General features: G+C 72.8%; 23 protein-coding genes. 16 read left to right on the top strand and 7 right to left on the bottom strand.

Going from position 1 to position 25,213, the window contains the following annotated elements:
- Positions 1-125 precede the first annotated feature (125 nt).
- The gene (locus ACIQUC_RS06960) at positions 126-1,142 is read left to right on the top strand and encodes a LacI family DNA-binding transcriptional regulator (protein ID WP_022906946.1); all 1,017 of its coding nucleotides are present in this window, start codon (positions 126-128) and stop codon (positions 1,140-1,142) included.
- An 833-nt stretch (positions 1,143-1,975) separates the two neighbouring features.
- On the opposite strand, the gene ACIQUC_RS06955 is transcribed toward ACIQUC_RS06960, so the two are convergent.
- Both ACIQUC_RS06955 and ACIQUC_RS06950 read right to left on the bottom strand, forming a co-directional pair.
- Positions 1,976-2,131 carry a hypothetical protein gene (locus ACIQUC_RS06955; RefSeq protein WP_022906947.1) on the bottom strand — a complete coding sequence of 52 codons (156 nt, stop codon included), beginning with the start codon at positions 2,129-2,131 and terminating at the stop codon, positions 1,976-1,978.
- Between the two features lie 159 nt (positions 2,132-2,290).
- A complete protein-coding gene (locus tag ACIQUC_RS06950; RefSeq protein ID WP_022906948.1) occupies positions 2,291-2,737 on the bottom strand; it encodes a MarR family winged helix-turn-helix transcriptional regulator in 447 nt (148 codons plus the stop codon).
- 119 nt (positions 2,738-2,856) lie between these two features.
- Between ACIQUC_RS06950 and ACIQUC_RS06945 the strand changes: the two genes are divergently transcribed.
- Positions 2,857-3,846 carry a helix-turn-helix transcriptional regulator gene (locus ACIQUC_RS06945; protein ID WP_402264809.1) on the top strand — a complete coding sequence of 330 codons (990 nt, stop codon included), beginning with the start codon at positions 2,857-2,859 and terminating at the stop codon, positions 3,844-3,846.
- Positions 3,847-3,917: 71 nt separating this feature from the next.
- Here ACIQUC_RS06945 and ACIQUC_RS06940 read toward each other — a convergent pair whose 3' ends face one another.
- Positions 3,918-4,952: a LacI family DNA-binding transcriptional regulator gene (locus ACIQUC_RS06940; RefSeq protein WP_402264807.1), complete on the bottom strand. Its 1,035-nt coding sequence runs from the start codon at positions 4,950-4,952 to the stop codon at positions 3,918-3,920.
- 147 nt (positions 4,953-5,099) lie between these two features.
- Between ACIQUC_RS06940 and ACIQUC_RS06935 the strand changes: the two genes are divergently transcribed.
- The 7 genes from ACIQUC_RS06935 to ACIQUC_RS06905 all read left to right on the top strand — a co-directional run bounded on the left by ACIQUC_RS06935 (position 5,100) and on the right by ACIQUC_RS06905 (position 13,888).
- Positions 5,100-6,398 (top strand): ABC transporter substrate-binding protein, encoded by a 1,299-nt coding sequence (locus tag ACIQUC_RS06935; RefSeq protein WP_402264804.1) that lies wholly within the window; start codon positions 5,100-5,102, stop codon positions 6,396-6,398.
- Between the two features lie 5 nt (positions 6,399-6,403).
- Positions 6,404-7,432 (top strand): carbohydrate ABC transporter permease, encoded by a 1,029-nt coding sequence (locus ACIQUC_RS06930; RefSeq protein WP_402264801.1) that lies wholly within the window; start codon positions 6,404-6,406, stop codon positions 7,430-7,432.
- A 31-nt stretch (positions 7,433-7,463) separates the two neighbouring features.
- A complete protein-coding gene (locus ACIQUC_RS06925; RefSeq protein WP_022906953.1) occupies positions 7,464-8,339 on the top strand; it encodes a carbohydrate ABC transporter permease in 876 nt (291 codons plus the stop codon).
- 188 nt (positions 8,340-8,527) lie between these two features.
- Entirely contained in the window at positions 8,528-10,897 is a 2,370-nt protein-coding gene (locus ACIQUC_RS06920) for a glycoside hydrolase family 3 N-terminal domain-containing protein (RefSeq protein ID WP_402265695.1), read from the top strand.
- 144 nt (positions 10,898-11,041) lie between these two features.
- Positions 11,042-12,364 (top strand): PP2C family protein-serine/threonine phosphatase, encoded by a 1,323-nt coding sequence (locus ACIQUC_RS06915; RefSeq protein ID WP_402264799.1) that lies wholly within the window; start codon positions 11,042-11,044, stop codon positions 12,362-12,364.
- A gap of 101 nt (positions 12,365-12,465) precedes the next feature.
- The gene (locus tag ACIQUC_RS06910) at positions 12,466-13,242 is read left to right on the top strand and encodes a sulfite exporter TauE/SafE family protein (RefSeq protein ID WP_402264796.1); all 777 of its coding nucleotides are present in this window, start codon (positions 12,466-12,468) and stop codon (positions 13,240-13,242) included.
- 70 nt (positions 13,243-13,312) lie between these two features.
- On the top strand, positions 13,313-13,888 hold the full coding sequence (locus tag ACIQUC_RS06905) for a TetR family transcriptional regulator (RefSeq protein WP_402264794.1): 576 nt from the start codon (positions 13,313-13,315) through the stop codon (positions 13,886-13,888).
- Positions 13,889-13,891: 3 nt separating this feature from the next.
- Here ACIQUC_RS06905 and ACIQUC_RS06900 read toward each other — a convergent pair whose 3' ends face one another.
- Complete coding sequence (locus tag ACIQUC_RS06900; RefSeq protein ID WP_022908184.1) at positions 13,892-14,212, bottom strand: DUF4190 domain-containing protein; 321 nt, start codon at positions 14,210-14,212, stop codon at positions 13,892-13,894.
- 87 nt (positions 14,213-14,299) lie between these two features.
- Between ACIQUC_RS06900 and ACIQUC_RS06895 the strand changes: the two genes are divergently transcribed.
- Positions 14,300-14,689, top strand: a complete 390-nt coding sequence (locus tag ACIQUC_RS06895) for a hypothetical protein (RefSeq protein WP_402264791.1) — start codon at positions 14,300-14,302, stop codon at positions 14,687-14,689.
- 13 nt (positions 14,690-14,702) lie between these two features.
- Here the strand turns inward: ACIQUC_RS06895 and ACIQUC_RS06890 are convergent, their stop codons facing one another.
- The 3 genes from ACIQUC_RS06890 to xylA all read right to left on the bottom strand — a co-directional run bounded on the left by ACIQUC_RS06890 (position 14,703) and on the right by xylA (position 18,511).
- Positions 14,703-15,689, bottom strand: coding sequence for an acetylxylan esterase (locus ACIQUC_RS06890; RefSeq protein ID WP_402264788.1), 987 nt, complete (start codon positions 15,687-15,689; stop codon positions 14,703-14,705).
- A 156-nt stretch (positions 15,690-15,845) separates the two neighbouring features.
- The gene (locus ACIQUC_RS06885; protein ID WP_402264785.1) at positions 15,846-17,324 is read right to left on the bottom strand and encodes a xylulokinase; all 1,479 of its coding nucleotides are present in this window, start codon (positions 17,322-17,324) and stop codon (positions 15,846-15,848) included.
- Complete coding sequence (gene xylA, locus ACIQUC_RS06880) at positions 17,321-18,511, bottom strand: xylose isomerase (RefSeq protein WP_402264782.1); 1,191 nt, start codon at positions 18,509-18,511, stop codon at positions 17,321-17,323. Before xylA ends, ACIQUC_RS06885 begins: the two co-directional genes overlap by 4 nt.
- Positions 18,512-18,607: 96 nt before the next feature.
- Here xylA and ACIQUC_RS06875 point away from each other — a divergent pair, with 96 nt between their 5' ends.
- From ACIQUC_RS06875 to ACIQUC_RS06850, 6 genes are all read left to right on the top strand, one after another.
- Complete coding sequence (locus ACIQUC_RS06875) at positions 18,608-19,801, top strand: Gfo/Idh/MocA family protein (RefSeq protein ID WP_402264779.1); 1,194 nt, start codon at positions 18,608-18,610, stop codon at positions 19,799-19,801.
- A gap of 48 nt (positions 19,802-19,849) precedes the next feature.
- The gene (locus ACIQUC_RS06870; protein WP_402265692.1) at positions 19,850-20,497 is read left to right on the top strand and encodes a ThuA domain-containing protein; all 648 of its coding nucleotides are present in this window, start codon (positions 19,850-19,852) and stop codon (positions 20,495-20,497) included.
- A gap of 11 nt (positions 20,498-20,508) precedes the next feature.
- Positions 20,509-21,594 carry a Gfo/Idh/MocA family protein gene (locus ACIQUC_RS06865; RefSeq protein ID WP_402264777.1) on the top strand — a complete coding sequence of 362 codons (1,086 nt, stop codon included), beginning with the start codon at positions 20,509-20,511 and terminating at the stop codon, positions 21,592-21,594.
- Between the two features lie 31 nt (positions 21,595-21,625).
- Positions 21,626-22,675: a sugar phosphate isomerase/epimerase family protein gene (locus ACIQUC_RS06860; protein WP_402264774.1), complete on the top strand. Its 1,050-nt coding sequence runs from the start codon at positions 21,626-21,628 to the stop codon at positions 22,673-22,675.
- Positions 22,676-22,804: 129 nt separating this feature from the next.
- The gene (locus ACIQUC_RS06855) at positions 22,805-24,178 is read left to right on the top strand and encodes an ROK family protein (protein WP_402264771.1); all 1,374 of its coding nucleotides are present in this window, start codon (positions 22,805-22,807) and stop codon (positions 24,176-24,178) included.
- Entirely contained in the window at positions 24,175-25,212 is a 1,038-nt protein-coding gene (locus ACIQUC_RS06850; RefSeq protein ID WP_402264768.1) for an NAD(P)-dependent alcohol dehydrogenase, read from the top strand. The genes ACIQUC_RS06855 and ACIQUC_RS06850 overlap by 4 nt, the downstream gene beginning before the upstream one ends.
- Position 25,213: the final 1 nt, after the last annotated feature.

The following is a 25,213-nucleotide window of genomic DNA, read 5'->3' as shown; positions in this document are numbered from 1 at the left end:
GGGCAGGCACGCAACCACGAATCCGCTGACGTCATCGTCGCTGTGTCCTTGGGGCGAGAAGCTAACAGAAAAGCGCTTCACCTGTAAAGCGCTTTTTTCGGATCCCGGACGGTAGGCTGGACGGCATGGCCACGATGCAACAGGTCGCCGATCGCGCGGGAGTCTCGATCGCCACCGTGTCCTTCGTGGTGAACGGCACGAAGTACGTCACCCCGGCGACGACTGCCCGGGTGCAGGCGGCGATGCGCGAACTGAAGTTCCGCGGCAACGTCGTCGCCCGTGCGCTGGCGAGCCGGCGCACCCGGATCATCGCGCTGCTGTTCCCGACCACGGGCAACCGGTTCAGTCCGACGACGTCGGAGTTCTTCATGAGCGCCGCCGAGCGGGCGTCCGAGCGCGGCTACCACCTCGTGCTCTGGCCGGTGGACCCGGCAGGGGACGACCTCGACGACCTCGTCTCCGGAGGGCTCGTCGACGGCGTCATCCTCATGGAGGTGCGGATGGACGACCCGCGCGTCGCCGTCCTCACCGCCCTCGACGTCCCCTTCACGCTCATCGGGCGCACCCGGGACAGCAGTGGTCTGCCGTTCGTCGACATCGACTTCGAGACCACGATCGAGTCGAGCATCGACCACCTCGAGGCGCTCGGGCACCGGCGGTTCGCCCTCGTGCTCGAGGACCTCGAGGGCACGCCCATGGCCGGCTACGCCCCGCACCTCCGCACCCAGGACACCTTCCGTCGGGTCACCGCTGCACGGGGACTCGTCGGCACGGTGGTCACGGCTGGCCCGGGGAGCGACGGTGGGCGCACGGCCGCGAGCGAGCTCCTCGCCCTCGACCCCGACGTGACGGCGGTGCTCGTGATGAAGGACGACTCGTCGGCGGGGCTCCTCGTCGGGCTGTACGCCGCCGGTCGTCGCGTGCCCGAGGACGTCTCGGTGCTGAGCATCGCCTCGTCCGAGACGAACGCCGACCAGCACTACCCGCGACTGTCGACCATGGTGGCCCCTGGCCGCCGGCTCGGTACCCGCGCCGCCGATGCGCTCATCGACCAGCTCGACGGGAAGTCCGACGAGCTGCCGCACTTCCTGCTGCCCTGCACCCTCCGCGAAGCCGAGTCGACGGCTCCCGCGCCCGCCTGAGGCGCCCGCCCCGCCCCGCGCGAAGCGCGAGGCGGGTGAGGTTTCGTGCTGGACGACAGTTCACGCGCGGCGGGACCCGTGAACTGTCGCCCAGCGCGAAGGGTCGCGTTGCCGCGCGGACGCGACCACCGGGCGGACGGGAGGCGCGGGTCAGCCCCGCACCGCGCCTCCCGTCCGCCCGTCGGCCGTTGTCCCGCGCCCACCGACACGTCACGCGCTGCGTGACCCGTGCGGTGTCGCCCAGCGCGTGGAGACGAGAATCAGCGCCCACACGGAAGCCGAGTCGACGGCTCCCGCGCCCGTCTGGCGCAGGCCGAGTCTCGCCTGGGCGGACACCTTCGCGGCTCCGATGCCGCGAAGGTGTCCGCGTGGCCGAGTCTCGGGGCAGGGCCGCGTCCGGGCGGACGGGAGGCGCGGGTCGGCCCCGCACCGCGCCTCCCGTCCCGCGCCCACCGGCCGCCGCTTCGCGCTGACCGACACGCCACGCGCTGCGTGACCCGTGCGGTGTCGCCCAGCGCGTGGAGACGGGAGGCGCGTGGCGGATCCGCCACGCGCCTCCCGCGCCCGTCTGGCGCAGGCCGAGTCTCGCCTGGGCGGACACCTTCGCGGCTCCGACGCCGCGAAGGTGTCCGCGTGGCCGAGTCTCGGGGCAGCGCCGCGTCCGGGCGGACGGGAGGCGCGGGTCGGCCCCGCACCGCGCCTCCCGTCCGCCGCCACCGGCCGCCGTTTCGCGCTGACCGACACGTCACGCGCTGCGTGACCCGTGCGGTGTCGCTCAGCGCGTGGAGACGGGAGGCGCGTGGCGGATCCGCCACGCGCCTCCCGTCGGTTCGTCAGCGGCCGCGCGGGTCGCGGGCGGTGTCGGTGAAGAAGTCGTCGTAGAGGCCGGCGCCGTCCTGCAGCTCGCCGTACTTCCAGCGCTTGCGCATCCGACGGAACGTCTCGATGCGCACCGGATCGACGCCCTGCTGGGATTCGTACGTGCCCATGGTTCCCTCCCCGTCGTCTGGTACCCCCGATCGGGGGCATCCTCCGGAGACGCTACGGCCGCCGCTGGCTCCCGTCCGGCCAGATAGATAGGGAAGTTACCTAACTGCGCTTGGTGGACAAACGTTCGGGGTGCGTCCGCCACCGCCCGTACGCTGCCGTCACGGGGACGGGGCGCCGAACTCGAGCGCCTCGATGACGCGGTCGATGACCCGGACGTACTTCGCCCGCTCGCGATCAGTGAAGGAGGACACCAGCTCGTGCAGATGCTCGTTGGTGCTGTCCATCGCACTCGCGTAGGCGCGCTCGGTCTCCGGGGTCAACTCGATGTAGCGGCTCCGCCCGTCGTCCGGGTTCGGCACGCGGCACAGGTGTCCGGCCCGTTCGAGACGGTCGACGGCGCCCGTGACCGCCGGGCCGCTCAGGCCGAGGTGCGACGCGAGGTCCTTCACCCGGACCTTCCGCTCGGCGGCTTCCGCGCGGGCGACGTACTGCAGCACCGTGAGGTCCGAGCCGGAGACGTCCAGGCGCACCCGCAGTCGCCCGCGCAGCGCGCCCATCGCGGCCTCGAGCCGGGTGATGGCGGCCGTCAGGTCGATCTCACTCACGCGGTCGCCCCTTCGGTGCGGATCGGTTCCGCGCAACGATACGCTGCGCTCACCGGGACAGCGTATCCAGATAACGAGGGAGACAGCGGGTTCTGGACATCTGCCAGACGGGGATGCGCGTGGCCGACCCGTTGACGGACGACTTCGCCGACGGACCGGCCCCGACACCGGCGACGGTCCGCTTCGAGGTGTCCGGTGAGCTCCCTGCCGACGCCGCGCGGGACCTCGGCGCGGTCTACGGCGGCGAGCGGTGGGTCGCGCGCGTGACCGAGACGCCGTTCGAGTACCGGTACACGGCGATCGGTGACGCCGAGCTGACCGTTCGGCGGTCCCAGCTGCGCGGTGCGCTCTCGGGAGTGGTGCCGGCCGGCGGTGACTACGTCGTCACCTGGATCGGCTCCGGCACCGCCGAGGTCGAACGGCTCGGCGAACGGCTCGTGCTCCCGCTCGGCGCACCGGCGCTGTTCCCGCCCGACCACGAGTACGCCTTCCTCGTCACGGACCACGACCAGCGCATGGTGCACCTCGACCGCGCCTTCGTCCACCGGGTCGCCGCGACCCGCAGCACCGTCGGCGACCACTCGCTCCGCTTCGACGACCAGCACGTGCCCGAGCCCGAGGCCGCACGGCGGTGGCAGGGGGCGCTGACCGCGCTCGTCCGGTCGCTCCGGGCCGGCGGCACCGAGTCCGTGGCGTGGCAGCAGGCCAAGGTCGTCGTCGCCGAGCTGTTCCTCGAGCTGTTCCCGCCGATGGTGGACGACCTGCCCGGGGTGCTCGGGCAGCCGCGCAATGCCCGGCTCCGCGCCGCCGTCGAGTACGTGCACGACCACGCCGCCGAACCCGTCACGATCGCCGACCTGTCCGCGGCGTCGGGGCTGAGCGTCCGGTCCGTGCAGGAGTCCTTCCGCCGCGTGTTCGACGTGTCCCCGCTGACGTACCTGCGGCAGGTGCGACTCGACCGTGTGCGGGCGGAGCTGCTCGACGCCGACCCGCTCGCCGGCGCCGTGGGCGACGTCGCCAGGCGGTGGGGGTTCGCGCACCTCGGGCGGTTCTCGGCGGCGTACGTCGAGCGGTTCGGGGAGTACCCGAAGCAGACCCTGCGGCGCTGACGGCCCAAGGCCAGGCCGGGCCGGGCCTGGTAGCGCCGGGCAGGGCAGCGCCGGGCAGTGCCAGGCCGGGCTCAGCGACCGGCGGGCACCGGGCCGGTGCTCCGGCGCACGCGCAACGTCGTGGGCAGCCGGACGTGGTCCGACGCCCGCTCACCACGCAGCATCGTGAGGAGCATGTCGACCGCCCGCGCGCCGAGCTCGACGAGGGGCTGTGCGACGGTGGTCAGCGGCGGCGTGGTCGTCGCGGCCTGCGGCACGTCGTCGAACCCGACCACCGACAGGTCGCCGGGGACCTGCAGCCCGAGCTCGGCGGCGGCGCGGAGCACTCCGACCGCCGACGAGTCGTTGGCCGCGAACACCGCGGTCGGACGGTCCGCGCCGGCGAGCAGGTCGGCGGCGACCTCGGCCGAGCGGTCCTCCTGGTAGCCGCCGTCGCGGACGAGCGACTCGTCCACGGGCAGGCCCGCCGCGGCCAACGCGCGCCGGTAGCCGGCCTCGCGGAGCTGTGCCGACGCCAGGTCCGGACGGCCGCGCAGGTGTGCGATCCGGGTGTGTCCGAGCGCGACGAGGTGCTCGACGGCCTGGACGGCCCCGGCCTCGTTGTCCGAGTCGACCGTGGCGTGTCCCTCGGGGCCCGTGTGCGGGTCGATCGCCACGACCGGGATCGACGAACTCGACAGCGCGGTGCTCGGCGTGACGACGATCGCGCCGTCGATGAGGGTCCCGGACAACCGCGAGAGCGACCGGCGTTCCCAGCCCTTCTGCTCGGCACCGGTCACGAGGCCGGCGTACGCGAGCAGCTCGTAGCCGGTACCGGTGGTGGCGCCGGACACCCCGCGCAGGAGCTCGGTCGAGAACGGTTCGAACTCCGTGACGAGGATCCCGATGACGTTCGTCCGCGAGCTGCGGAGGCTCCGTGCGACGAGCGAGGTCTCGTAGCCGAGCTGCTCGACCACCTCCTGCACCCGCAGGATCGTCGCCGCGGCCACGCCGTCGCGCTGGTTGATGACCTTCGACACGGTGGGGATGGACACCCCGGCGGCACGTGCGACGTCCGCGATGGTGACCCGGCCGGCTCCGGGACGCATGCCGAGGGCCGTGTCCATGTGCACACCGTACCGCTGACCCCGCGCCGAATCGGTAAAGAAAACGTTATCGATATCGATTGACAAGCGTCCGGAGCAGCTGGCACGCTCTCCGCAGCGGCAGTCGATGTCGCTGTTTGTCAACGACGACACTTCAGGAGATCCACGATGACGAGGAAGATCCGTGCCGCGGCAGCCATCGCGCTGATCGGGGCGACCGCACTGGTGGCCGCGGGCTGCTCATCCGGCAGCGACGCGGCCGGCGGCGACGGCGGGAAGGTCTCGATGACCTTCTGGCACAACTCGACCACCGGTCCCGGCAAGGCGTTCTGGGAGAAGACCGTCAAGGACTTCGAGGCGAAGAACCCGAACGTCACCATCAAGATCCAGGCCATCCAGAACGAGGACCTGGACGGCAAGCTCCAGACCGCCCTCAACTCGGGGTCCGCACCCGACGTCTTCCTGCAGCGCGGCGGCGGCAAGATGTCCGCGATGGTGAACGCCGGCCAGCTGATGGACATCTCCGACTCGATCGGGAAGACGGCGAAGAGCGAGATCAGCGACGGTGCCTTCGGCGGGTACAAGCAGGACGGCAAGACCTGGGCCATGCCGGTCGACGTCAACCCGGAGGGGATCTGGTACAGCCAGGACCTCTTCAAGCAGGCCGGCATCGAGGGCACGCCGACCACGATGGACGAGCTGAACGACGACATCCAGAAGCTCAAGGACGCCGGCATCCAGCCGGTTGCCGTCGGTGCGAAGGACGCCTGGCCGGCCGCGCACTGGTACTACAACTTCGCGCTCCGCGCCTGCAGCGAGAAGACCCTCGTCAAGACCGCGCAGGACCTGAAGTTCACGAACTCCTGCTGGACCCAGGCGGGCAAGGACACCAAGGCGTTCTTCGACACGAAGCCGTTCAACGACGGCTACCTGACCACCGCTGCGCAGCAGGGCGCCGGCAGCTCGGCCGGACTGGTCGCGAACCACAAGGCCGCGATGGAGCTCATGGGGGCGTGGGACCCGGGCGTGATCTCCTCGCTCACCCCGGACGGCAAGCCGCTGTCCGACCTCGGCTTCTTCCCCTTCCCGGAGGTCTCCGGCGGCAAGGGCGCACCCGGTTCGATGATGGGCGCGGTCGATGGGTACTCCTGCTCGGCCAAGGCTCCGAAGCAGGCGTGCACCGACTTCCTCAACTACATGACCGAGAAGCCCGTGCAGGAGGCCTACTACAAGGCCTTCAACGCGATCCCGGCGAACGAGTCGGCGCAGTCGGTCGTCACCGAGCCGTACCTGAAGACCGTGCTCGAGTCGTACAACAAGGCCCCGTTCGTGTCGAACTACCTCGACACGGTCTACGGCCAGAACGTCGGCAACGCGCTCAACACGAGCGTGGTCAACCTGCTCGCGGGCAAGGGGTCCGTCGACGACATCATCTCCACCGTCAACCAGGCCGCGGCGAAGGGCTGACACCCATGACCACCTCCGTCACCAGCGCCTCCTCGGCTCGTCCCGAGGAGGCCCGGTCCGGGACGGGGCGTCGCACGGGCGGGGCCGACGGTTCGCCGTCGGCCCCGGTCCGCCGGGTCCGCAAGGGGACCGACGTCCGCACCCGGGTCGAGATCGCCGTCCTCGCGGGGCCCGCGACCATCATGTTCGTCGGGTTCGTCATCCTGCCCGTCGTGCTCGCGGCCTACTACGGCTTCTACCGCTGGCAGGGCTACGGCACCCCCACCGACTTCGTCGGCCTGCAGAACTACGCGGTGATCTTCACCGACGCCGCGTTCCGGGGCGTGCTCTGGCACAACCTGATCATCGTCGTCGGGTCGCTCCTCGTGCAGGGCCCGATCGCGATCGTCCTCGCGCTGCTGCTCAACCAGCGCATCCGCGGACGTGGCCTGATCCGCGTCCTCATCTTCCTGCCCTACGTCATCTCCGAGGTCATCGTCGGCACCGGGTGGAGCCTCATGCTCCAGTCGAGCGGCGCCGTGAACGACCTGCTCCAGACCGTCGGGCTCGGTGCGCTCCGCGCCGACTGGCTGTCGAACCCCGACATCGCGATCTGGACGCTGCTCGCGATCATCTCGTGGAAGTACATCGGCTTCGCGGTGATCCTCTTCCTCGCCGGACTGCAGAGCATCCCCGAGGAACTGTTCGAGGCCGCGCAGCTCGACGGCGCGAGCTACTGGCAGATCCAGCGGCGCATCACGCTGCCGCTCCTCGGCCCGACCGTGCGCATCTGGGCGTTCCTGTCGATCATCGGGTCGCTCCAGCTGTTCGACCTCGTCTACATCATCTGGGGGCAGTACATCGCCTCGACGGCCGGCACCTCGACGATGGCGACGTACATGGTCGCCAACGGCCGCCTCTCCGGCAACTACGGGTACGGCAACGCCGTCGCCGTGGTCATCTTCCTCATCTCGCTGGTGATCGCCCTGGTCTACCAGCGGTTCGTCCTGCGCCGCGACACCGCCGGCGCCCTGACCGAGAAGGCCGACCGATGACCGCCACCGCCCTGACCGAGAAGGCCGACCGATGACCGCCACCGCCTCCCTCGTCGCACCGAAGCGTCGACCCCGCGACACCGGGCCCGTCCGGCGCGAGCGCAACCTCGGCACGTACTTCATCGCGCTGCTCTTCATCGCGGTCTGCGTCGGGCCGGTCCTGTACATCGTGCTCGGCGGGTTCCGCAGCAACTCGCAGATCACCGCGAGCCCCGCGGGACTCCCCAGCCCGTGGCAGGTCGACAACTACCTCTCCGTGCTGTCGAGCGGCGTGTTCTGGCAGCAGCTCGGCAACTCCGTCATCGCGGGCGTCACCACCACCGTCGGTGTCGTCGTGCTCGGACTGATGGCGAGCTTCGTCATCGCCCGCTACCGGTTCCGGGGGCGCGACGCGCTCTACTCGCTCTTCGCCGCCGGCCTGATGTTCCCGATCACCGTCGCGATCACCCCGCTCTACCTGCTCGTGAAGGACCTCGGGCTGACCAACAGCCTGGCCGGGGTGATCCTGCCGCAGATCGCCTTCGCCCTGCCCACGACGGTGATCATCCTCGTGCCGTTCCTCCGCGCGATCCCCGACGAACTCGAGGAGGCGGCGTCGATCGACGGGGCCAGCCGGCTCGGGTTCTTCTTCCGGATGGTCGTCCCGCTGTCGCTGCCCGGTGTCGTGACGGTCGGCATCCTGGCGTTCATCGGCAGCTGGAACAGCTACATCCTCCCGCTGTTCATCCTCAACGACGCATCGGCGTACACGCTGCCGCTCGGGGTCCAGGCGTTCTCGTCGCAGTACTCGGTCGACACCGCCCGGGTGCTCGCGTTCACGTCGCTGTCGATGATCCCCGCGCTCGTGTTCTTCGCGGTCTTCCAGAAGCGCATCGTCGGCGGTCTGACCGGGGCGGTGAAGGGGTGAGCACGCTCGGCCCGACGGCCGAGACCACGGACGGCCAGGAGGCGCGCCCCGCGACGCAGGAGCACGTCACCAGCGCGACCGGTGACGGACGGGAGGCGCGGGGCGGTCCCGCACCGCGCCTCCAGTCCGAACGCACCGAGCTGGCGGACGGGACCGCCGCCGACCGAGCGACCACCCTGCTCGCCGCGATGACGCTCGAGGAGAAGACCGCCCAGCTCGTCGGCTACTGGCTCGACCAGAACGGCCTCGTCGCCCCGATGCAGGGCGAGATGGCCGGCGACCAGGACGCCGACGGCGGCCGGACGCTCGCGGACATCACCCGACACGGTCTCGGGCAGTTCACCCGGGTGTACGGCACCCGGCCGGTCGAACCCGACGAGCGCGCCGCCTGGCTCTGGGCCGAGCAGCGCCGGCTCAAGCGGGAGACGCGACTCGGGATCCCGGCGCTCGTGCACGAGGAGTGCCTCACCGGGCTCGCCGCGTGGAAAGCCGCCACGTTCCCGACGCCGCTGGCGTGGGGTGCCGCGTTCGACCCGGACCTCGTCGACCAGGTCGGCGAGGCGATCGGCGACTCGATGCGCCAGCTCGGCGTGCACCAGGGCCTCGCCCCGGTGCTCGACGTCGTCCGCGACCCGCGGTGGGGGCGGGTCGACGAGTGCATCGGCGAGGACCCGTACCTCGTCGGGACGATCGGCACGGCGTACGTCCGCGGACTCCAGCGCGCCGGTGTGGACGCGACGCTCAAGCACTTCCTCGGGTACTCCGCGTCGCAGGCCGGCCGGAACCACGCCCCGGTGCACGCCGGCCCGCGTGAGGTCGCCGACGTCTTCCTGCCGCCGTTCGAGATGGCGCTGCGCGACGGCGGCGCCCGGAGCGTCATGAACTCGTACGCCGAGGTCGACGGCGTCCCGGTCGCGGCGAACGGCGAACTGCTCACCGACCTGCTCCGCGACCGTCTCGGCTTCGACGGCACGGTGGTGGCCGACTACTTCTCGGTCGCGTTCCTCGAGGTCATGCACGGCATCGCCGCCGACCGTGGCGAGGCGGCCGCGATGGCCCTCACGGCGGGGATCGACGTCGAGCTCCCGTCCGGTGACGCCTACCTGCAGCCGCTGGTCGACCGCGTGCGGGCCGGCGAGGTGGACGAGGCGCTCGTCGACCGCGCGGTGCTCCGCGTGCTGCGCCAGAAGGAGCGGCTCGGACTGCTCGACCCCGACGCGTTCGAGGACGAGCCGCCGACCCGGATCGACCTCGACACGCCCCGGCACCGGGCACTCGCGACGGAGCTCGCCGCGAAGTCGCTCGTCCTGCTGTCGAACGGGTCCGTGGACGGCAGCGACGCCCCGGTCCTTCCCCTCCGGCCGGGTGCCTCGGTCGCCCTGATCGGCCCGAACGCCGACCGGGCCGAGGCGCTGCAGGGCTGCTACTCCTTCGCCAACCACGTGCTCGCGGCCCACCCCGACCTGCCGCTCGGGTTCGCCATCCCGACCGTCCGCGAGGCCCTGACCGACGCCCTCGGCAGCGACGCGGTCCGCTTCACCGCGGGCTGCGCCGTGACGGGCGACGACCGGTCCGGGTTCGCCGACGCGGTGGCGGTCGCGGAGCGGTCCGACGTGGCGGTCGTCGTGGTCGGCGACCAGGCCGGGCTGTTCGGCCGCGGCACCGTCGGCGAGGGCAACGACACCGAGTCGCTCGACCTGCCCGGTGTCCAGCGCGGCCTCGTCGAGGCCGTCGTCGCCACCGGCACCCCGACCGTCGTGGTGCTGCTGACCGGTCGGCCGTACGCGATCGGCTGGGCGCTCGACGGCGTCCCGGACCGGACCGGCTCCGTCGGACGTCGACCGGACGCCGTCGTGCAGGCGTTCTTCCCGGGCGAGGGCGGCGGATCCGCGATCGCGGACCTCCTCACCGGGGTCGCCGCACCGTCCGGTCGTCTGCCGGTCTCGCTGCCGCGGGCGGCCGGGGCGCAGCCGTACACGTACCTGCACCCGCGCCTCGGTGGGCCGTCGGACGTGACCGCGACCGACTCGACCCCGGTCCGACCGTTCGGGTTCGGGCTCTCCTACACGTCGTTCGCCCACGAGGACCTCGTCGTCGACCCGACCGTGTCCAGCGCGGACGCCTTCGAGGTCTGGGTGACCGTCCGGAACACCGGGGAGCGCGCGGGCGAGGACGTGGTGCAGCTCTACGGCCACGACGTGCACGCGAGCGTCACCCGCCCGGTCGTGCAGCTGCTCGGCTACGCCCGGGTCGCGCTGGGACCGGGGGAGACCGCGCGGCTCCGCTGGAGCGTGCCCGTCCAGCGCTTCGCCTTCACCGACCGGGCCCTCCGCAAGGTGGTCGAGCCCGGGGACGTGCAGGTGTGGGTCGCGTCCCACGCGGCGGCGTCGGAGCCGGGAGGCACGGTGCGCGCGGACGGGATCGTCGCGGCGGGCGACCGCACCGGTCCACCGCCCGTCCCCGGCTCCGCCACCCGGCGCGCGGTGGTCCGCGTCACCGGTCCGGTCCGCGAGGTCCGGGCGTCCGACCGGCGCACCGTCACCTGGGAGCGCTGCTGACGGCGGCTGCGCCGGGACACGACCAGCGTGTCGGGACCCGGCACGACGCCGGGTGGTGCGAAGGGGGCACCACCCGGCGTCCGGTGGCGCGCCGAGGTCCACGGCGCGGCCGGATCCCGGTGGCGACGGTACGGTGAACGAGTCATGACCCAGTACACGCTCGGCCCGGTCATCGCACGGATCAGCGTGCCCGAGGCCGCCACCGCCCCGCGGGCAGCTCCGGTCGCCCGGTGGCGCCTCGCCCGGTCCGCCCCGCTCGTGAACCAGGCGGTGATCGCCGGGCTCACGATCGTGGCCGCCGTCAGCAGCGCCGTCGTCCCGGTCCTCGCGGTCACCGACGTCGCCAGCGTCTGGGGCGGCGTCGTGCTCGCCCTGGCCGGGCTCGGGTTCGCCGCCCTCATGGTGTGGCGGCCGGGTCTGGCGCGCGCCGAGCTGCTGGTCCCGGCGGTCGACTTCATCGCGATCGGCCTGCTGCGCTTCGGCACCGGGGACGCCCGGTCGCCGTTCCTCGCCGCCGTCCTGCTGCCGCTGGTGTGGATCGCGGCGAAGCCCGGTCGACAGCACATCGTCTACCCGCTCGTCGGCACGGTGATCACGTTCGCCGTGCCGATCGTGCTCGACCCGGACGACCTGATCGCGAGCGAGATGGTGCGCCTGGTCTTCGTGATCCTGGTGTTCGCCGCGGTCGCCGGCGTCACGAACGAGCTCGCACGGCAGGCCGACCTGCGACTCCGGTTCGCCCAGCAGCGCCGGCGGCAGGCGGAGAGCGAGATCAGCGAGGCCGCCCTCGTGCAGCGGTCCCTGCTGCCCGACTCCCACGACGACATCCCGGTCGAGCTCACGACGCGGGGGATCTGCCTGCCTGCCCGCACGGTCGGCGGCGACTTCTACGACTGGTACCCGACCGCGCACGGTGCGGCCTTCACCCTCGGCGACGTGATGGGCAAGGGCGTCGCCGCGGGCATGATCGCGGCCGTGGTGCGGTCCCTCGTGCGGACGGCGTCGAGCCCCGGCGCTCCGGAGGCCTCGATCGGTTCGGCGGCCGAGGGGATGCGGTCCGGCCCGGGCGCTGACCAGTTCACGACCTGCTTCCACTTCCAGATCGCCCGCGACGGAACGACCCACTGGGTCGACGCCGGTCACGGGCTGTCCGTGCTCCTCCGCGCCGACGGCGACGACGAGTGGCTCCGCTCCGACGACCTGCCGATCGGCGTCGGAACCGAGTGGGCCCCGCAGCGGACGGTGCTCGGCCCCGGTGACGTCGTGGTGAGCGTCAGCGACGGAGTGCTGGACCTGTTCGGCGGCGACCTCGACGCCCCGGAGCGGTTCCGCGACTTCCTCCGTACCCACCGCGACCCGGACGAACTCGTGGCCGCGGTCCAGGAGCTCGGCGGGTCGGTCGACCACGAGGACGACGTGACCCTGCTCGCGGTCCGCTACGAGGGACCCGTCGCCCCCGCGGCCTGACGGCCCCGCCCGGACCGGTTCCCCGACGATCGGCGGCGTGCTCGCGACGGCAGGCGATCGGGGGCCCTGCAGCGACCGATCGCGCCCCGGGCCGCCGCGTCGTGACAGCATGGAGCGTGCTGACCGTCGGGATCCTCGTCGTCGCGGGCGTGGTGGCCGGGGTGATCGGCACCGCCGGTGGGATCACCTCGCTCGTCGCCTACCCGGCGCTGCTCGCCGTCGGGATCCCGCCGCTCGCCGCCAACGTCACGAACTCCGTCGCGCTCATCGGCAGCGGTGCGAGCTCCGCGTTCCGCGCGCGGCACGAGGTGCGTGCCGATCCCGCGGTCGTGCGACGCTGGATGCCGACCACCGTCGTCGCCTCGCTCGCCGGCGCGGTGCTCCTCGTCGTCACGCCGGCGCACCTCTTCGACCGCATCGTCCCGTTCCTCGTCCTCGCCGGGGGACTGCTCCTCCTGCTGCAGCCGCTCCTTGACCGTCGTCGTGCACGGACGACCGCCGACGCCCGTGCTCGGTCCACCGGTGCTGCGTCGGCCGGGATCGCCGGGGTCGGCGTCTACAACGGCTACTTCGGCGCGGGGTCCGGTGTGCTCATGATCGCCGTGCTCCTGCTCACCGGGTCGCCGTCGTTGCACCGGGCGAATGCCGTCAAGAACGTGCTGCTCCTCGCTGCGGACCTCCTGCCCGCCGTCGTGTTCGCGGTGTCCGGGCACGTCGTGTGGTCCGCCGCCGTCGCCCTCGGAGCGGGGGCGGTGATCGGTGGGCTCATCGGACCGACCGTCGCCCGACGGGTGCCGCACGGCGTCCTCCGGGTCGCGATCGCGTGCTGCTCGGTCGCGCTCGCCGGGTACCTGTTCGTCACGGTGGCGTCGTCCTGACCGGCGGACCGATCCGGCGCGCTGGTGACCCGCGGCCGTGCCCGTCGTCGGGATCGGTACGGTGGACGGCATGGCACCGTTCACGCCCCCAGCCGCCGACGCCGTCCGTGCACGACTCCTACTCGCCGCGCGCGACGAGTTCGCCGCGTCGGGGCTCGTCGGCGGCAAGGTCGAACGGATCGCCGCGGCCGCCTCGAGCAACAAGGCCCAGGTCTTCCACTACTTCGGCAGCAAGGAGGGGCTGTTCGACGCCCTCGTCGAACAGACCGTCGCCGAGACGTTCGAGCAGGTCCCGCTCGACACGGACGACCTCCCGGGGTTCGCCGGCCGGTTGCACGACGCCTGGGCCGAGCGTCCGTGGGCCCAGCGGCTGACGACCTGGCACCGGCTCGACCGGGCCTCGGCGGTGCCGCTCGACGCGGTCCTCGAACGGCAGGCCGCGATGGTGGCCGAGGTCGAGCGGGCGCAGCGAGCCGGCGTCCTGCCGCGCAGCTACCGGCCGGCCGTCCTGCTCGGCCTGGTGCTGCACCTCGCGGCCTTCTGGAGCGAGGCAGGTCCCGAGTCCGAGGCGCTGACCCGCGCGGTCGTGCCGGCGCGCCGTCGGCAGGTCGTGGTGGACGCGGTCACGTCGCTCGTCGGCGGCTGACGGTCAGGACCCCAGGCCAGCGGTCAGGCCGAGCCCGAACGGCACGCCCAGCCCGAGGAAGCCCGACGCAGCGATCGCCGCGGGCACCACGACCGTCGCCAGCGTCAGGGTCGCCCCGATCAGCACGGCCGCGAAGGCGAGGCCGTCGCCGCGCTCCCCGGTGCGCCGGACCTCGCGACGGGCGATGCAGCCGACCACGACGCCACCGATCGGGGCGACGAACGCGAGGGCGATGGCCACGACGGCCAGCAGGCTCAGCGGGGCGAGCGTGGACGGTGCGGCATCGGCGGCGGGAGTGTGCAGGCCGGGGGCGGTGTCGGTCACGGCCCCCGAGCCTACGAGCGTCGGCCGCGGGACGGGAGTACCCAGTCCTGGTGGCGTCCGGGCGCCTCGGTGTGCCACGCTCGGTGCGTGGACGACGGACTCCTCTACGACCTCTGTGCTCGAGCGCGACGCGTGCACCAGCGCACCGGCGGCTCGGAGCCGGCGCTCCGCGGCCTGGTCGACTTCATCTCGGCCGCCGCCGACCCCGACGGGACCTCGTCCGACGCGGCCATCGTCGCCCTGATCGACGCCGGTCCCGAGCCGGTCGGCTTCCGGTGGGGACTCGAGCGCCTCGAGGCGGTGAGCACGATCCGCACGGTCCCGCCGTCGGACTACTCCGCCGACGAGGTCGCCGAGTACGAGGACGCCCAGGCCGACCTGCTCCGACGGATCGGCCGCGACAGCGGGGACCCGGCGCCCGGCCCGGTCCAGGTCGTCAAGAACGTGCTGGAGCAGTTCGTCCGACGCTGGTACTGACCCGGGTGCCCGGTCAGTCGCGGGCGCGCAGGAACGCCACCTGGCGTTCCCAGTGCGCGAAGCCGCCGCCCTCGTGGCCGTTGTACGGGTAGACCTCGATCGCCGTGTCGGTCGAGCCGAGCGCGTTGTAGGCCGAGAACGTCGTCCGCGGCGGCACGACGTCGTCCATGAGCGCGACGGAGAACAGGGCCGGCGCCGTGATGCCCGCGGCGAAGTGCACGCCGTCGAAGTACGCGGCGGTGCGCCACACGGTGTCGACCTGGTCACGGTGCACCGACAGGTACGTCGCGAGCTCGAGGTACGGGCCACCGACAGCGACCGCGGTCCCGCCCTCCCAGTCGCAGAGGAAGGCGACGTCGGGCAGCAGCGCGGTGATCGGTCCGACGTGCGCCTCGACGAGCGCGGCCGCGGCGATGGTGATCCCGCCGCCCTGGCTCCCGCCGGTCAGGGCGATGCGTGCCGGGTCGACCCCGGGGAGCGTCCGGACGGCGTCGACCAGGCGGACGGCGTCGGTGTACACGCGGCGGTAGTAGTGGTCGGCGGGGGAGCCGATCCCGCTCGTCATCCAGCCACCGACGTGCGGGCCGGAGCCGTGCGGGTCGGGGGTGTCGCCGCCGGAGCCCCACCCGCTGCCCTGGCCGCGCGTGTCCATCACGACGTGCACGTACCCCGCGAGGGCCCACGAGACCCGCTCGCCGGGCAGCCCGCGACCGCCGTTGTAGCCGAGGAACTCGACGACGACGGGCAGCGGCTCCTCGGCGGCGAGCGGCCGAGCGACCCATGCGCGCACGGGGTCGCCCGCGAAGCCCGGGAAGGTGAGGTCCTCGACCACGAGGCCGGTGACGGGTGTGTCCGCCGGGACGAGGACGGGGTCGGTGCCCGCGCCGGCGGCCCGGGACGCGGCGATCGTGTCGGCCCAGAAGGCGTCGAAGTCGTCGGGACGGCGGGCGTCCGAGCGGTGCGCGCGCAGGGCGTCGAGTGGCAGGTCGGTGAACGGCATGTGGTCTCCTCCGGGGACGATGGTGCCCCCGACACCGTCGTGGACGGCGTCGGGGGCGGGTGTGTCCGCGAACGAACGAACGGACGAACGGACGAACGGACGGACGGACGAACGGACGAACGGACGAACGGACGGACGGACGGGTGGCGCGACCGCTCAGCGTGCGGCGGCTCGGTACTGCTCGAGCACCTCGGGGTGCGGATCCGCGGCGACGACCGTCGTGGCGGTGTCCCACGCGGGCAGGGTCCCGGTCAGCACCCACGCGGCCTGCTTCGCCGCGCCGGCCGCCACGTACTCGCCCGGCTCCGGCACGAGGACGTCCCGGCCGAACACCTGCGCCGCGACGACGCGCACGGCCTCGTTGCGGGCCGCACCGCCGATGAGCAGCAGCCGCTCGACGACGACACCCGTCCCCTCGACGGCCGCGAGGCCGTCCGCGAGCGCGCAGAGCATGCCCTCGACGGCGGCGCGGGCCAGGTGCGCCCGGTCCGTCGTCCCCGGCGTCATGCCGACGAGCGAGGCCGTCGCGTCCGGACGGTTGGGCGTGCGCTCGCCGACGAAGTACGGCACGAGCACGAGACCGTCGGCACCGGCCGGCGCCTGGAGCGCCAGCTCGCCGAGCGCGTCGTGGTCGACGCCGAGCAGGCCGCCGATCACCTCGAGCACGCGGGCCGCGTTGAGCGTCGTGACGATCGGGAGGCGCGACCCGCTCCCGTCGGCGAAGCCCGCCACGGTCCCGCTCGGGTCGCGCACCTCGGCGTCGGTGACGCCGAAGACCGTGCCGCTCGTCCCGAGGGACACCGCGACGTCACCCGGACCGAGTCCGAGGCCGAGCGCTGCCCCGGCGTTGTCGCCGAGTCCCGCGCCGACGACCAGGCCCGAGGGAGCGGTCGCACCGCCGGGGAGCGGCACGTCGACCCCGAGGGAGCCCGTCGCCTCGTCGGGCGCGACGACCCGCGGCACCACGACGGAGTCGTCCCGAGCGCCGCCGGTGGCACCCGCGACCCGCAGCCCACGGCCGAGCGCCAGCTCGAACAGCTCGGCGTCGTACTCGCGGCGCACCGGGTCCCAGTAGGCCGTGCCGCTGGCGTCCGAGCCGTCGGTCGCGAGCGCGTCGAGGTCCGGTCCGAGCGGGCTCTCGTCGGCCGGGCCGTACCCGCGCAACCGCCACGACAGCCAGTCGTGGGGGAGCGCGACGGCCGCGACGCGGGCCGCGTTCTCGGGCTCCGCGTCGCGGAGCCACCGGAGCTTCGTGCCGGTGAACGAGGCCACCGGGACCAGACCCGTCCGGGCGACCCATGCCTCCTGGCCCAGCTCCTCGACCATCTGCGCGGCCGCGTCGGCGCTCCGCACGTCGTTCCAGAGCAGCGCGTCGCGGACGACGCGACCGTCGGCGTCGAGCGCGACCATGCCGTGCTGCTGCCCGGCGACCGCGATCGCCCCGACGCCGTCGAGACCGCCGGCGTCCGCGATCGCGCTGCCGAGCGCGTCCCACCAGTGGCGGGGGTCGACGGACGTGCCGTCCGGGTGGGTCGCGCGACCCTCCCGGACGACGGCGCCGGTGTCAGCGTCGCGGATCGTGACCTTGCAGGACTGGGTCGACGAGTCGACCCCGGCGACGAGCTGCGAGCTCAACGAGCGCCCATGAGGTGCTCGATGGCGAGCTGCTGCAGCTTCACGAAGCCGAAGCCCTTGCCGCCGAAGTACGCGTCGGCATCGAAGTCCTCGTACGCGGAGCGGTCCGCGAGGAACGAGTCGTACGTCTCGCCGTCGTTCAGGGTCGGGGTGCTGAGCTCGCCGACCTTCGACGCCTCGAGCGCGGCCTGGACCTCGGGGTCGGCGCGGAACGCCTGTGCCCGCTCCTTGAGCAGGAGGTACATGCGCATGTTCGCGGCCGCCGAGTCCCAGACGCCGGTGATGTCCTCGGTGCGGCTCGGCTTGTAGTCGAAGTGGCGGGGGCCGTCGTACGCCGGGCCGCCCTGGGGAGCGCCGTGCTCGAGCAGGTCGACGAGCGAGAACGCGTTCTGCAGGTCGCCGTGACCGAAGACGAGGTCCTGGTCGTACTTGATGCCGCGCTGGCCGTTGAGGTCGATGTGGAAGAGCTTGCCCTGGTAGAGCGCCTGGGCGATGCCGGCGGTGAAGTTCAGGCCCGCCATCTGCTCGTGCCCGACCTCGGGGTTGATGCCGAACAGTTCCGGACGCTCGAGCGTCTCGGTGAACGCGATCGCGTGGCCGAGCGTCGGCAGCAGGATGTCGCCGCGGGGCTCGTTCGGCTTCGGCTCGATCGCGAAGCGGATGTCGTAGCCCTTGTCGGTCACGTACTGGGCGAGCAGGTTGACGGCCTCGCGGTAGCGCTCGAGCGCCGCCTGCACGTCCTTCGCCGAGTCGTACTCCGAGCCCTCGCGACCGCCCCACATCACGAAGGTCTTCGCGCCGAGCTCGGCGGCGAGGTCGATGTTGCGGAGCACCTTCCGGAGCGCGAAGCGACGGACCTGGCGGTCGTTCGAGGTGAAGCCGCCGTCCTTGAACACCGGCGCCGAGAACAGGTTCGTCGTGACCATCGGCACGGTGATCCCGGTGGACTCGAGCGCACCCTTGAGCCGGTCGATCTGGCCCTGGCGCTCGGCGTCGGTCGAGCCGAACGCGAACAGGTCGTCGTCGTGGAAGGTCAGGCCGTAGGCACCGATCTCGTCGAGCTTCTCGACCGCCTCGACCACGTCGAGCGCGGGACGGGTCGGGCCGCCGAACGGGTCGGAGCCGTTGTAGCCGATGGTCCAGAGACCGAAGGAGAACTTGTCGTCACGGGTGGGCGTCGTTGCCATGGTGGATCACCGTTCGTCGTCGAAACAAAATGTTGCCGCGCCCAACATAAGCGGTAGTGTTGACTCTGGCAAGCGTGATCGCAAAGGAGCGAACGAATGGCATCGGACCGACAGGCGCAGGATCGACTGCGTGTGGCGATGGTGGGCCACGGCTTCATGGGGGCCGCCCACTCGCAGGGGTGGCGGACCGCCCCCAGGTTCTTCGACCTCGGGGTCGAGACGGAGATGGCGGTGATCGTCGGACGGGATCCGGAACGCACCGAGGCCTCCCGTCGGCAGTACGGCTGGCAGGCGGCGTCGACCGACTGGCGTGCGGTGGTCGAGGACCCCGACATCGACGTGGTCGACATCTGCTCGCCCGGGTCGACGCACGTCGAGGTGGCGATCGCGGCCCTGCGGGCGGGCAAGCACGTCCTCTGCGAGAAGCCGCTCGCGAACTCCGTGGCCGAGGCCGAGGCGATGACCGCGGCGGCCGCGGCCGCCCGCGCGGACGGCGTCCGCTCGATGGTCGGCTTCAGCTACCGTCGGGTGCCCGCCATCGCGTTCGCGAAGCAGCTGGTGGCGGCCGGGAGGCTCGGCACCGTCCGCCAGGTCCGCGCGCTCTACCTGCAGGACTGGTTGGCAGACCCCGAGGGCCCGATGACCTGGCGGCTCGACAAGTCGCTCGCGGGCTCCGGCTCGCTCGGCGACATCGGTGCGCACGCGATCGACCTCGTGGAGCACGTCACGGGAGCGTCCCTCGCGACGGTGTCCGGCACGCTCGAGACGTTCGTGACCGAGCGCCCGCTCATGGCCGAGGGCGTCGGACTGTCGGGTACCGCGTCCTCCGAACGCGGGCAGGTCACCGTCGACGACGCCGCGTTCTTCACCGCGCGCCTCAGCGGCGGCGCTGCCGACCGCGCGATCGGCACGTTCGAGGCCACGCGCTACGCGACCGGCCGGAAGAACGGGCTCACGCTCGAGATCAGCGGGTCCGACGGTGCGATCCAGTTCGACCTCGAGTCGATGAACGAACTCCGCTTCTACGACGCCACCGCGCCCGCGGGGGAGCACGGCTTCCAGCGGATCATCGTGACCGAGCCCGAGCACCCCTACATGGCCGCGTGGTGGCCGACCGGGCACCTCATCGGCTACGAGCACACCTTCAGCCACGAGGTGAAGGACTTCGTCGAGGCGATCGTCGCGGGCACCGACCCGTCGCCGTCGTTCGAGGACGGGCTGCACGTGCAGCGGGTCCTCGACGCCGTCGAGCGGAGCGCGGCCGACGGCAGTGCCTGGACGGTGATCTGAGTGGCGGACCGGAAGGCACTCGTCGTCCGCGGCGGGTGGGACGGGCACATGCCCGTCGAGACCACCGACCTGTTCGTCCCGTTCCTGCAGGACAACGGCTTCGACGTCCGCGTGTCCGACTCGACCGCCGTGTACGCCGACGAGTCGGTCATGGCGGACGTCGACCTGATCGTGCAGGTCGTCACGATGTCGACCATCGCCGACGACGAGTTCGCCGGACTCCAGAAGGCCGTGCTCGGCGGTGCCGGGCTCGCGGGCTGGCACGGCGGGATCGCGGACGCGTTCCGGAACACCGCCGACTACCTGCACATGGTCGGCGGGCAGTTCACGCACCACGCCGGGAAGCACCCGTCGGAGCGCACCGGCGAGCAGTCCGACAACTACATCCCGTACACGGTGCACATCACGGACCTCGGGCACGAGCACCCGATCACCGAGGGCATCGAGGACTTCGACCTCGTCACCGAGCAGTACTGGGTGCTCTCCGACGAGTACAACGACGTGCTGGCCACGACCACGCAGGCGGCGAGGGACTTCGACGCCTGGAACCGTCCGGTCACGGCGCCGGCGATCTGGACCCGCCAGTGGGGCGAGGGACGCGTGTTCGTCTCCGCACCGGGGCACCGGCTCGAGGTCGTCGAGTCGCAGCCGCTCCGCACCATCATCGAACGGGGACTCCTGTGGGCAGCACGGTGAACGACCGACCGATGCGCGTCGGCGTCGTCGGCGTCGGCAACATCAGCCAGCAGTACTTCGAGCACTTCCCGGCCCTGCCCGGACTGGCGCTCACCGCCGTGGCCGACCTCGACGTCGAGCGTGCGCGGTCGGTCGGCGAGGCCCAGGGCGTCCGGGGCACGAGCGTCGACGAGCTCCTCGCCGCGGACGACGTCGACGTCGTGCTGAACCTGACGATCCCGGCCGCGCACGCCGAGGTCGCCACCCGGGCCCTCGACGCCGGCAAGCACGTCTACGGCGAGAAGCCGCTCGCGCTCGCGACGGCCGAGGCCGCGCCGGTGCTCGAGCTGGCCGGACGCTCGGGCCTGCGGGTCGGCAGCGCGCCCGACACCGTGCTCGGGACCGGCATCCAGACCGCCCGCGCCGCGATCGACGACGGCCTGATCGGTGACCCGGTCGGCGCCGCGGTGTCCTGGAGCGCCCCGGGACACGAGCTCTGGCACCCGGCACCGGCGTTCTACTACCAGCCCGGCGGCGGCCCACTGCTCGACATGGGGCCGTACTACCTGACGAGCCTCGTGCAGTTCTTCGGCCCCGTCGTCCGGGTGAGCGGCAGTGCCACCCGGTCGACCCGCGAGCGGACCATCGCGACCGGGCCCTTCGCCGGAGCGCCGATCCCCGTCGACGTCGACACCCACGTCGTCGCCGTCCTCGAACACGAGCGCGGAGTCGTCTCCACGGTCACCGTCTCGTTCGAGGTTTGGGCGACCAGGGCGCCGCTGTTCGAGGTGCACGGCACCGCCGGCAGCCTCGCCGTCCCCGACCCGAACCGGTTCTCCGACCCGGTGTCGATCGCGACGGCCGACGACCGCGAGTGGCGGGAACTGCCCGTGACGGCCGGCTACGCCGACGCGGGCCGCGGGTACGGGCTGGCGGACATGGCGCACGCCATCGCGACCGACCGACCGCACCGGGCGTCGGGTGACCTCGCGTTCCACGTCCTCGAGATCATGGAGGCCGTGCAGACCGCCTCGAGGAACCACACGGTCGTCGCGGTCGAGTCGCGCGTCGACCGCCCCGACACCGTGCCCGCCGGGTCGGACCCGGGATCATGGTGACCACCGCACACCGCGAGGAAGGACGACGACGATGACGACGACGGACGGAACCGACGAGACGGGGACGACCCGCGCCTCCAGGCCGGTCACCCTCTTCACCGGCCAGTGGGCCGACCTGCCCTTCGAGGAGGTCGCGCGCCTCGCCGGCGAGTGGGGCTACGACGGGCTCGAGATCGCCTGCTGGGGCGACCACCTCGACGTCCGGCGCGCCGCGACGGACCCCGGGTACGTCGCGGACCGCAAGGCGATCCTCGAGCGCAACGGGCTGCAGGTCTGGACCATCGCGAACCACCTGACCGGCCAGGCCGTGTGCGACGACCCGATCGACCAGCGGCACGAGGACATCCTCGCGCCGCACGTCTGGGGCGACGGCGATCCGGAGGGCGTCCGGCAGCGCGCCGCCGAGGAACTGCAGTGGACCGCACGGGCCGCAGCGGCACTCGGCGTCGACACCGTCACCGGGTTCTCCGGCTCGTCGATCTGGAAGACGGTCGCGGGGTTCCCGCCCGTGCCCCCGTCGATGATCGACGCCGGGTACCAGGACTTCCACGACCGGTGGTCGCCCATCCTCGACGTGTTCGAGGAGGTCGGCGTGCGCTTCGCGCTCGAGGTGCACCCGTCCGAGATCGCCTACGACTACTGGACGGCCAAGCGGGCGCTCGAGGTCTTCGCCGACCGACCGGCGTTCGGGTTCAACTTCGACCCGTCGCACTTCGTCTGGCAGGACCTCGACCCGGCAGCGTTCCTGCTCGACTTCGCCGACCGGGTCTACCACGTGCACTGCAAGGAGTCGGTCAAGCAGCTCGACGGCCGCAACGGACGACTCTCGTCGCACCTGCCGTGGGGCGACCCCCGGCGCGGGTGGGACTTCGTCACGGCCGGGCACGGCGACGTCCCGTGGGAGCGGGTGTTCCGCGTGCTGAACCACATCGGGTACGCCGGGCCGACGAGCGTCGAGTGGGAGGACGCCGGCATGGACCGACTCGTCGGCGGACCGGAGGCGCTGGCGTTCGTGCGGCGGCTCGGGTCCATCGCGCCGCCCGAGGCCGCGTTCGACGCCGCGTTCTCGCGCTCGCGGTAGCGCGCCGCGCCGCGCCGCGGCCCGCGGCCCCGAGACTCGGCTGGGCGGACTGTTTCGCGGCCGTGACGCCGCGAAACAGTCCGCCGGCCCGAGACTCGGCCGCACACCAACCACCACCACGAGGGACCGATGACGAGCACGACCGCCGCAACGCCGGGCACGACACCCGTGCCGAGCAACGCGGCGCGCGTCCTCCGGCTCGTGCACGAGGAGGGGCCGATCACCCGTGCCGAGGTCACCCGGCGCACCGGCCTGAACCGCTCGACCACCCTCACCCTCGTCGGCGAGCTCGTCGAGCGGGGCCTCCTGCACGAGGAGCTGCCGACCGCCGGCACTCCCGGCAGCGGGGTCGGCCGCCCGAGCCCGGTCGTCCGGGCAGCGGCGGACGTGGTCGCCGCCGCCGTCACGGTCGAGGTCGACGCCGTGTCGGTCGCCCTCGTCGGACTCGACGGCACCGTGCGCACCCGGCTCGTCGAACCACAGCGCCGTCCGCCGACGCCCGGTGAAGCGGTCGAGACCGTCGCCTCGATGCTCGACCGGATCCGTCCGGCGTCGGCGGGCTCCGCGACCCTCCGACTCGTCGGGATCGGGGTCGCCGTGCCGGGGACGGTCCGGGTGGAGGACGGGACCGTCCAGTACGCACCGCACCTCGGCTGGCACGACGCACCCTTCGCCCGGCCGCTCGCCGACCGGACCGGGCTGCCGGTGCGTGCCGCGAACGACGCCAACCTCGGTGCCTGGGCCGAACGACTGGCCGGCAGCGGCCGCGGGGTCGACGACCTGGTGTACCTCAACGGTGGCGCGAGCGGCATCGGCGGCGGGGTCATCACCGCCGGCCGGCCGCTGAGCGGGGCCGACGGCTACGCGGGTGAGCTCGGCCACACCTTCGTCGCGGCGAACGGCATCCGCTGTCACTGCGGGGCGGTCGGGTGCCTCGAGACCGAGGCCTCACGCGACGCCCTCGCCGCGGCGACCGGGACGGCTCCGGACGACCTCGTCGCCCTCGCCGCGGCGCTCGCCGAGGAGCGACCCGAGGTCGAGCGGGTCGTGGACCGCCAGGTGGCCGCCCTGGCCACGGCGCTCCGCAACGCGATCCACACCGTGAACCCGTCGATCGTCGTGCTCGGCGGCTTCCTCGGGGTCCTGCTCGACCACGTCGGGGACCGGATCCTCGAGGACGTCCGCGCGCAGTCGATGACCGGGACCGCCGACCGGCTCCGGATCGTGCCCGCGGCGCTCGGGGCGGACGTGCTCGTGCACGGCGCCGCCGAGATCGCGTTCGGTGCCCTGCTCGGCGACCCGGACCGGATCAGCGACGCCGTGCCGGCAGTCGGCGCAGTGTCGGCAGTCGGCGCAGTGTCGACTGCCACCGCGGTCCCGACGACCGCCGCAGTGCGGGCAGCCGCCCCGGTGCCGCCCGCCACCGCCACCGCCCCACACGACCGCACGACCACCCACCCGTCCGGCCGCGACGACGCGGCCGAGGAAGCGAGAACCCCATGACCTCCACCCAGCGCGTGAGCGTGCTGCTCGGCACGCAGGACCTCACCGTCGAGGACCGCCCCGTCCCCGCGGTCGACCCGGGGGACGTGCTCGTCCGGGTCGCCGCCGTCGGCGTGTGCGGCTCCGACGTCCACTACTACCGGCACGGCCGGATCGGGGACTTCGTGGTCGAGGAGCCCCTCGTGCTCGGCCACGAGCTCTCCGGCACGATCACCGCGGTCGGCGAGGGCGTCGACCCGTCGCGCGTCGGGGAGCGGGTGGCGATCGAGCCGCAGCGCCCCTGTCACCGCTGCGCCCAGTGCCTCGCGGGGCGGTACAACCTCTGCCCGCACATGCGCTTCTACGCGACGCCGCCGGTGGACGGGGCGTTCGCCGAGTTCGTGACGATCGAGTCCGAGTTCGCGCACACCCTGCCCGACTCGGTGTCGTTCGAGGCCGGGGCGCTGCTCGAACCCCTCTCGGTCGGGATCGCCGCCGTCCGCAAGGCCGGCATCGTGCCCGGGTCGAGCGTGCTCATCGCCGGCGCCGGCCCGATCGGCATCATCTGCGCCCAGGCCGCGCGGGCGTTCGGTGCGTCGCGCATCGTCATCAGCGACCTCGTCCCGGAGCGCCGCGAGCGCGCGCTGTCCTACGGTGCGACCGAGGCCGTGGACCCGACGGTCGTCTCGGTCGCGTCCGACCTGCCGCCCTTCGACGCCTTCATCGACGCCAGCGGCGCACCCCGCGCGGTGTCCGACGGCATCAAGGCGGTCGGACCGGCCGGTGCCGCCGTCCTCGTCGGGCTCGGCAACTCCGAGATGACGCTGCCGGTCGAGCACATCCAGAACCTCGAGGTCACCGTCACCGGCATCTTCCGCTACACCGGCACGTGGCCGGTCGCCATCGAGCTGGTCGCCTCGGGCCAGGTGGACCTGGACTCCCTCGTCACGGGTCGCTTCGGCCTCGACGACGTCCGCGAGGCCCTCGAGAGCGACACCGACCCGGCGTCCCTCAAGTCCGTCGTCTACCCCGGCGGTGCGCCGTCCGGAGCGTGAC

Origin of the sequence: Curtobacterium sp. NPDC098951 (assembly GCF_044759965.1) — a bacterium.
GTDB lineage: Bacteria > Actinomycetota > Actinomycetes > Actinomycetales > Microbacteriaceae > Curtobacterium.
Note: the sequence above shows the minus strand (reverse complement) of the source record. Positions and strands in the feature narration are given on the sequence as shown.

Excerpts from the sequence above, each read along its gene's own strand:
- ACIQUC_RS06870 (WP_402265692.1), top strand. The coding sequence starts at position 19,850 with ATGCCCGTCGAGACCACCGACCTGTTCGTCCCGTTCCTGCAGGACAAC.
- ACIQUC_RS06925 (WP_022906953.1), top strand. The coding sequence starts at position 7,464 with ATGACCGCCACCGCCTCCCTCGTCGCACCGAAGCGTCGACCCCGCGAC.
- ACIQUC_RS06855 (WP_402264771.1), top strand. The coding sequence starts at position 22,805 with ATGACGAGCACGACCGCCGCAACGCCGGGCACGACACCCGTGCCGAGC.
- ACIQUC_RS06935 (WP_402264804.1), top strand. The coding sequence starts at position 5,100 with ATGACGAGGAAGATCCGTGCCGCGGCAGCCATCGCGCTGATCGGGGCG.
- ACIQUC_RS06930 (WP_402264801.1), top strand. The coding sequence starts at position 6,404 with ATGACCACCTCCGTCACCAGCGCCTCCTCGGCTCGTCCCGAGGAGGCC.
- ACIQUC_RS06890 (WP_402264788.1), bottom strand. The coding sequence starts at position 15,689 with ATGCCGTTCACCGACCTGCCACTCGACGCCCTGCGCGCGCACCGCTCG.
- ACIQUC_RS06865 (WP_402264777.1), top strand. The coding sequence starts at position 20,509 with ATGCGCGTCGGCGTCGTCGGCGTCGGCAACATCAGCCAGCAGTACTTC.
- ACIQUC_RS06920 (WP_402265695.1), top strand. The coding sequence starts at position 8,528 with ATGACGCTCGAGGAGAAGACCGCCCAGCTCGTCGGCTACTGGCTCGAC.
- ACIQUC_RS06905 (WP_402264794.1), top strand. The coding sequence starts at position 13,313 with ATGGCACCGTTCACGCCCCCAGCCGCCGACGCCGTCCGTGCACGACTC.
- ACIQUC_RS06875 (WP_402264779.1), top strand. The coding sequence starts at position 18,608 with ATGGCATCGGACCGACAGGCGCAGGATCGACTGCGTGTGGCGATGGTG.
- ACIQUC_RS06940 (WP_402264807.1), bottom strand. The coding sequence starts at position 4,952 with ATGGACACGGCCCTCGGCATGCGTCCCGGAGCCGGCCGGGTCACCATC.
- xylA (WP_402264782.1), bottom strand. The coding sequence starts at position 18,511 with ATGGCAACGACGCCCACCCGTGACGACAAGTTCTCCTTCGGTCTCTGG.
- ACIQUC_RS06960 (WP_022906946.1), top strand. The coding sequence starts at position 126 with ATGGCCACGATGCAACAGGTCGCCGATCGCGCGGGAGTCTCGATCGCC.
- ACIQUC_RS06850 (WP_402264768.1), top strand. The coding sequence starts at position 24,175 with ATGACCTCCACCCAGCGCGTGAGCGTGCTGCTCGGCACGCAGGACCTC.
- ACIQUC_RS06955 (WP_022906947.1), bottom strand. The coding sequence starts at position 2,131 with ATGGGCACGTACGAATCCCAGCAGGGCGTCGATCCGGTGCGCATCGAG.
- ACIQUC_RS06860 (WP_402264774.1), top strand. The coding sequence starts at position 21,626 with ATGACGACGACGGACGGAACCGACGAGACGGGGACGACCCGCGCCTCC.
- ACIQUC_RS06915 (WP_402264799.1), top strand. The coding sequence starts at position 11,042 with ATGACCCAGTACACGCTCGGCCCGGTCATCGCACGGATCAGCGTGCCC.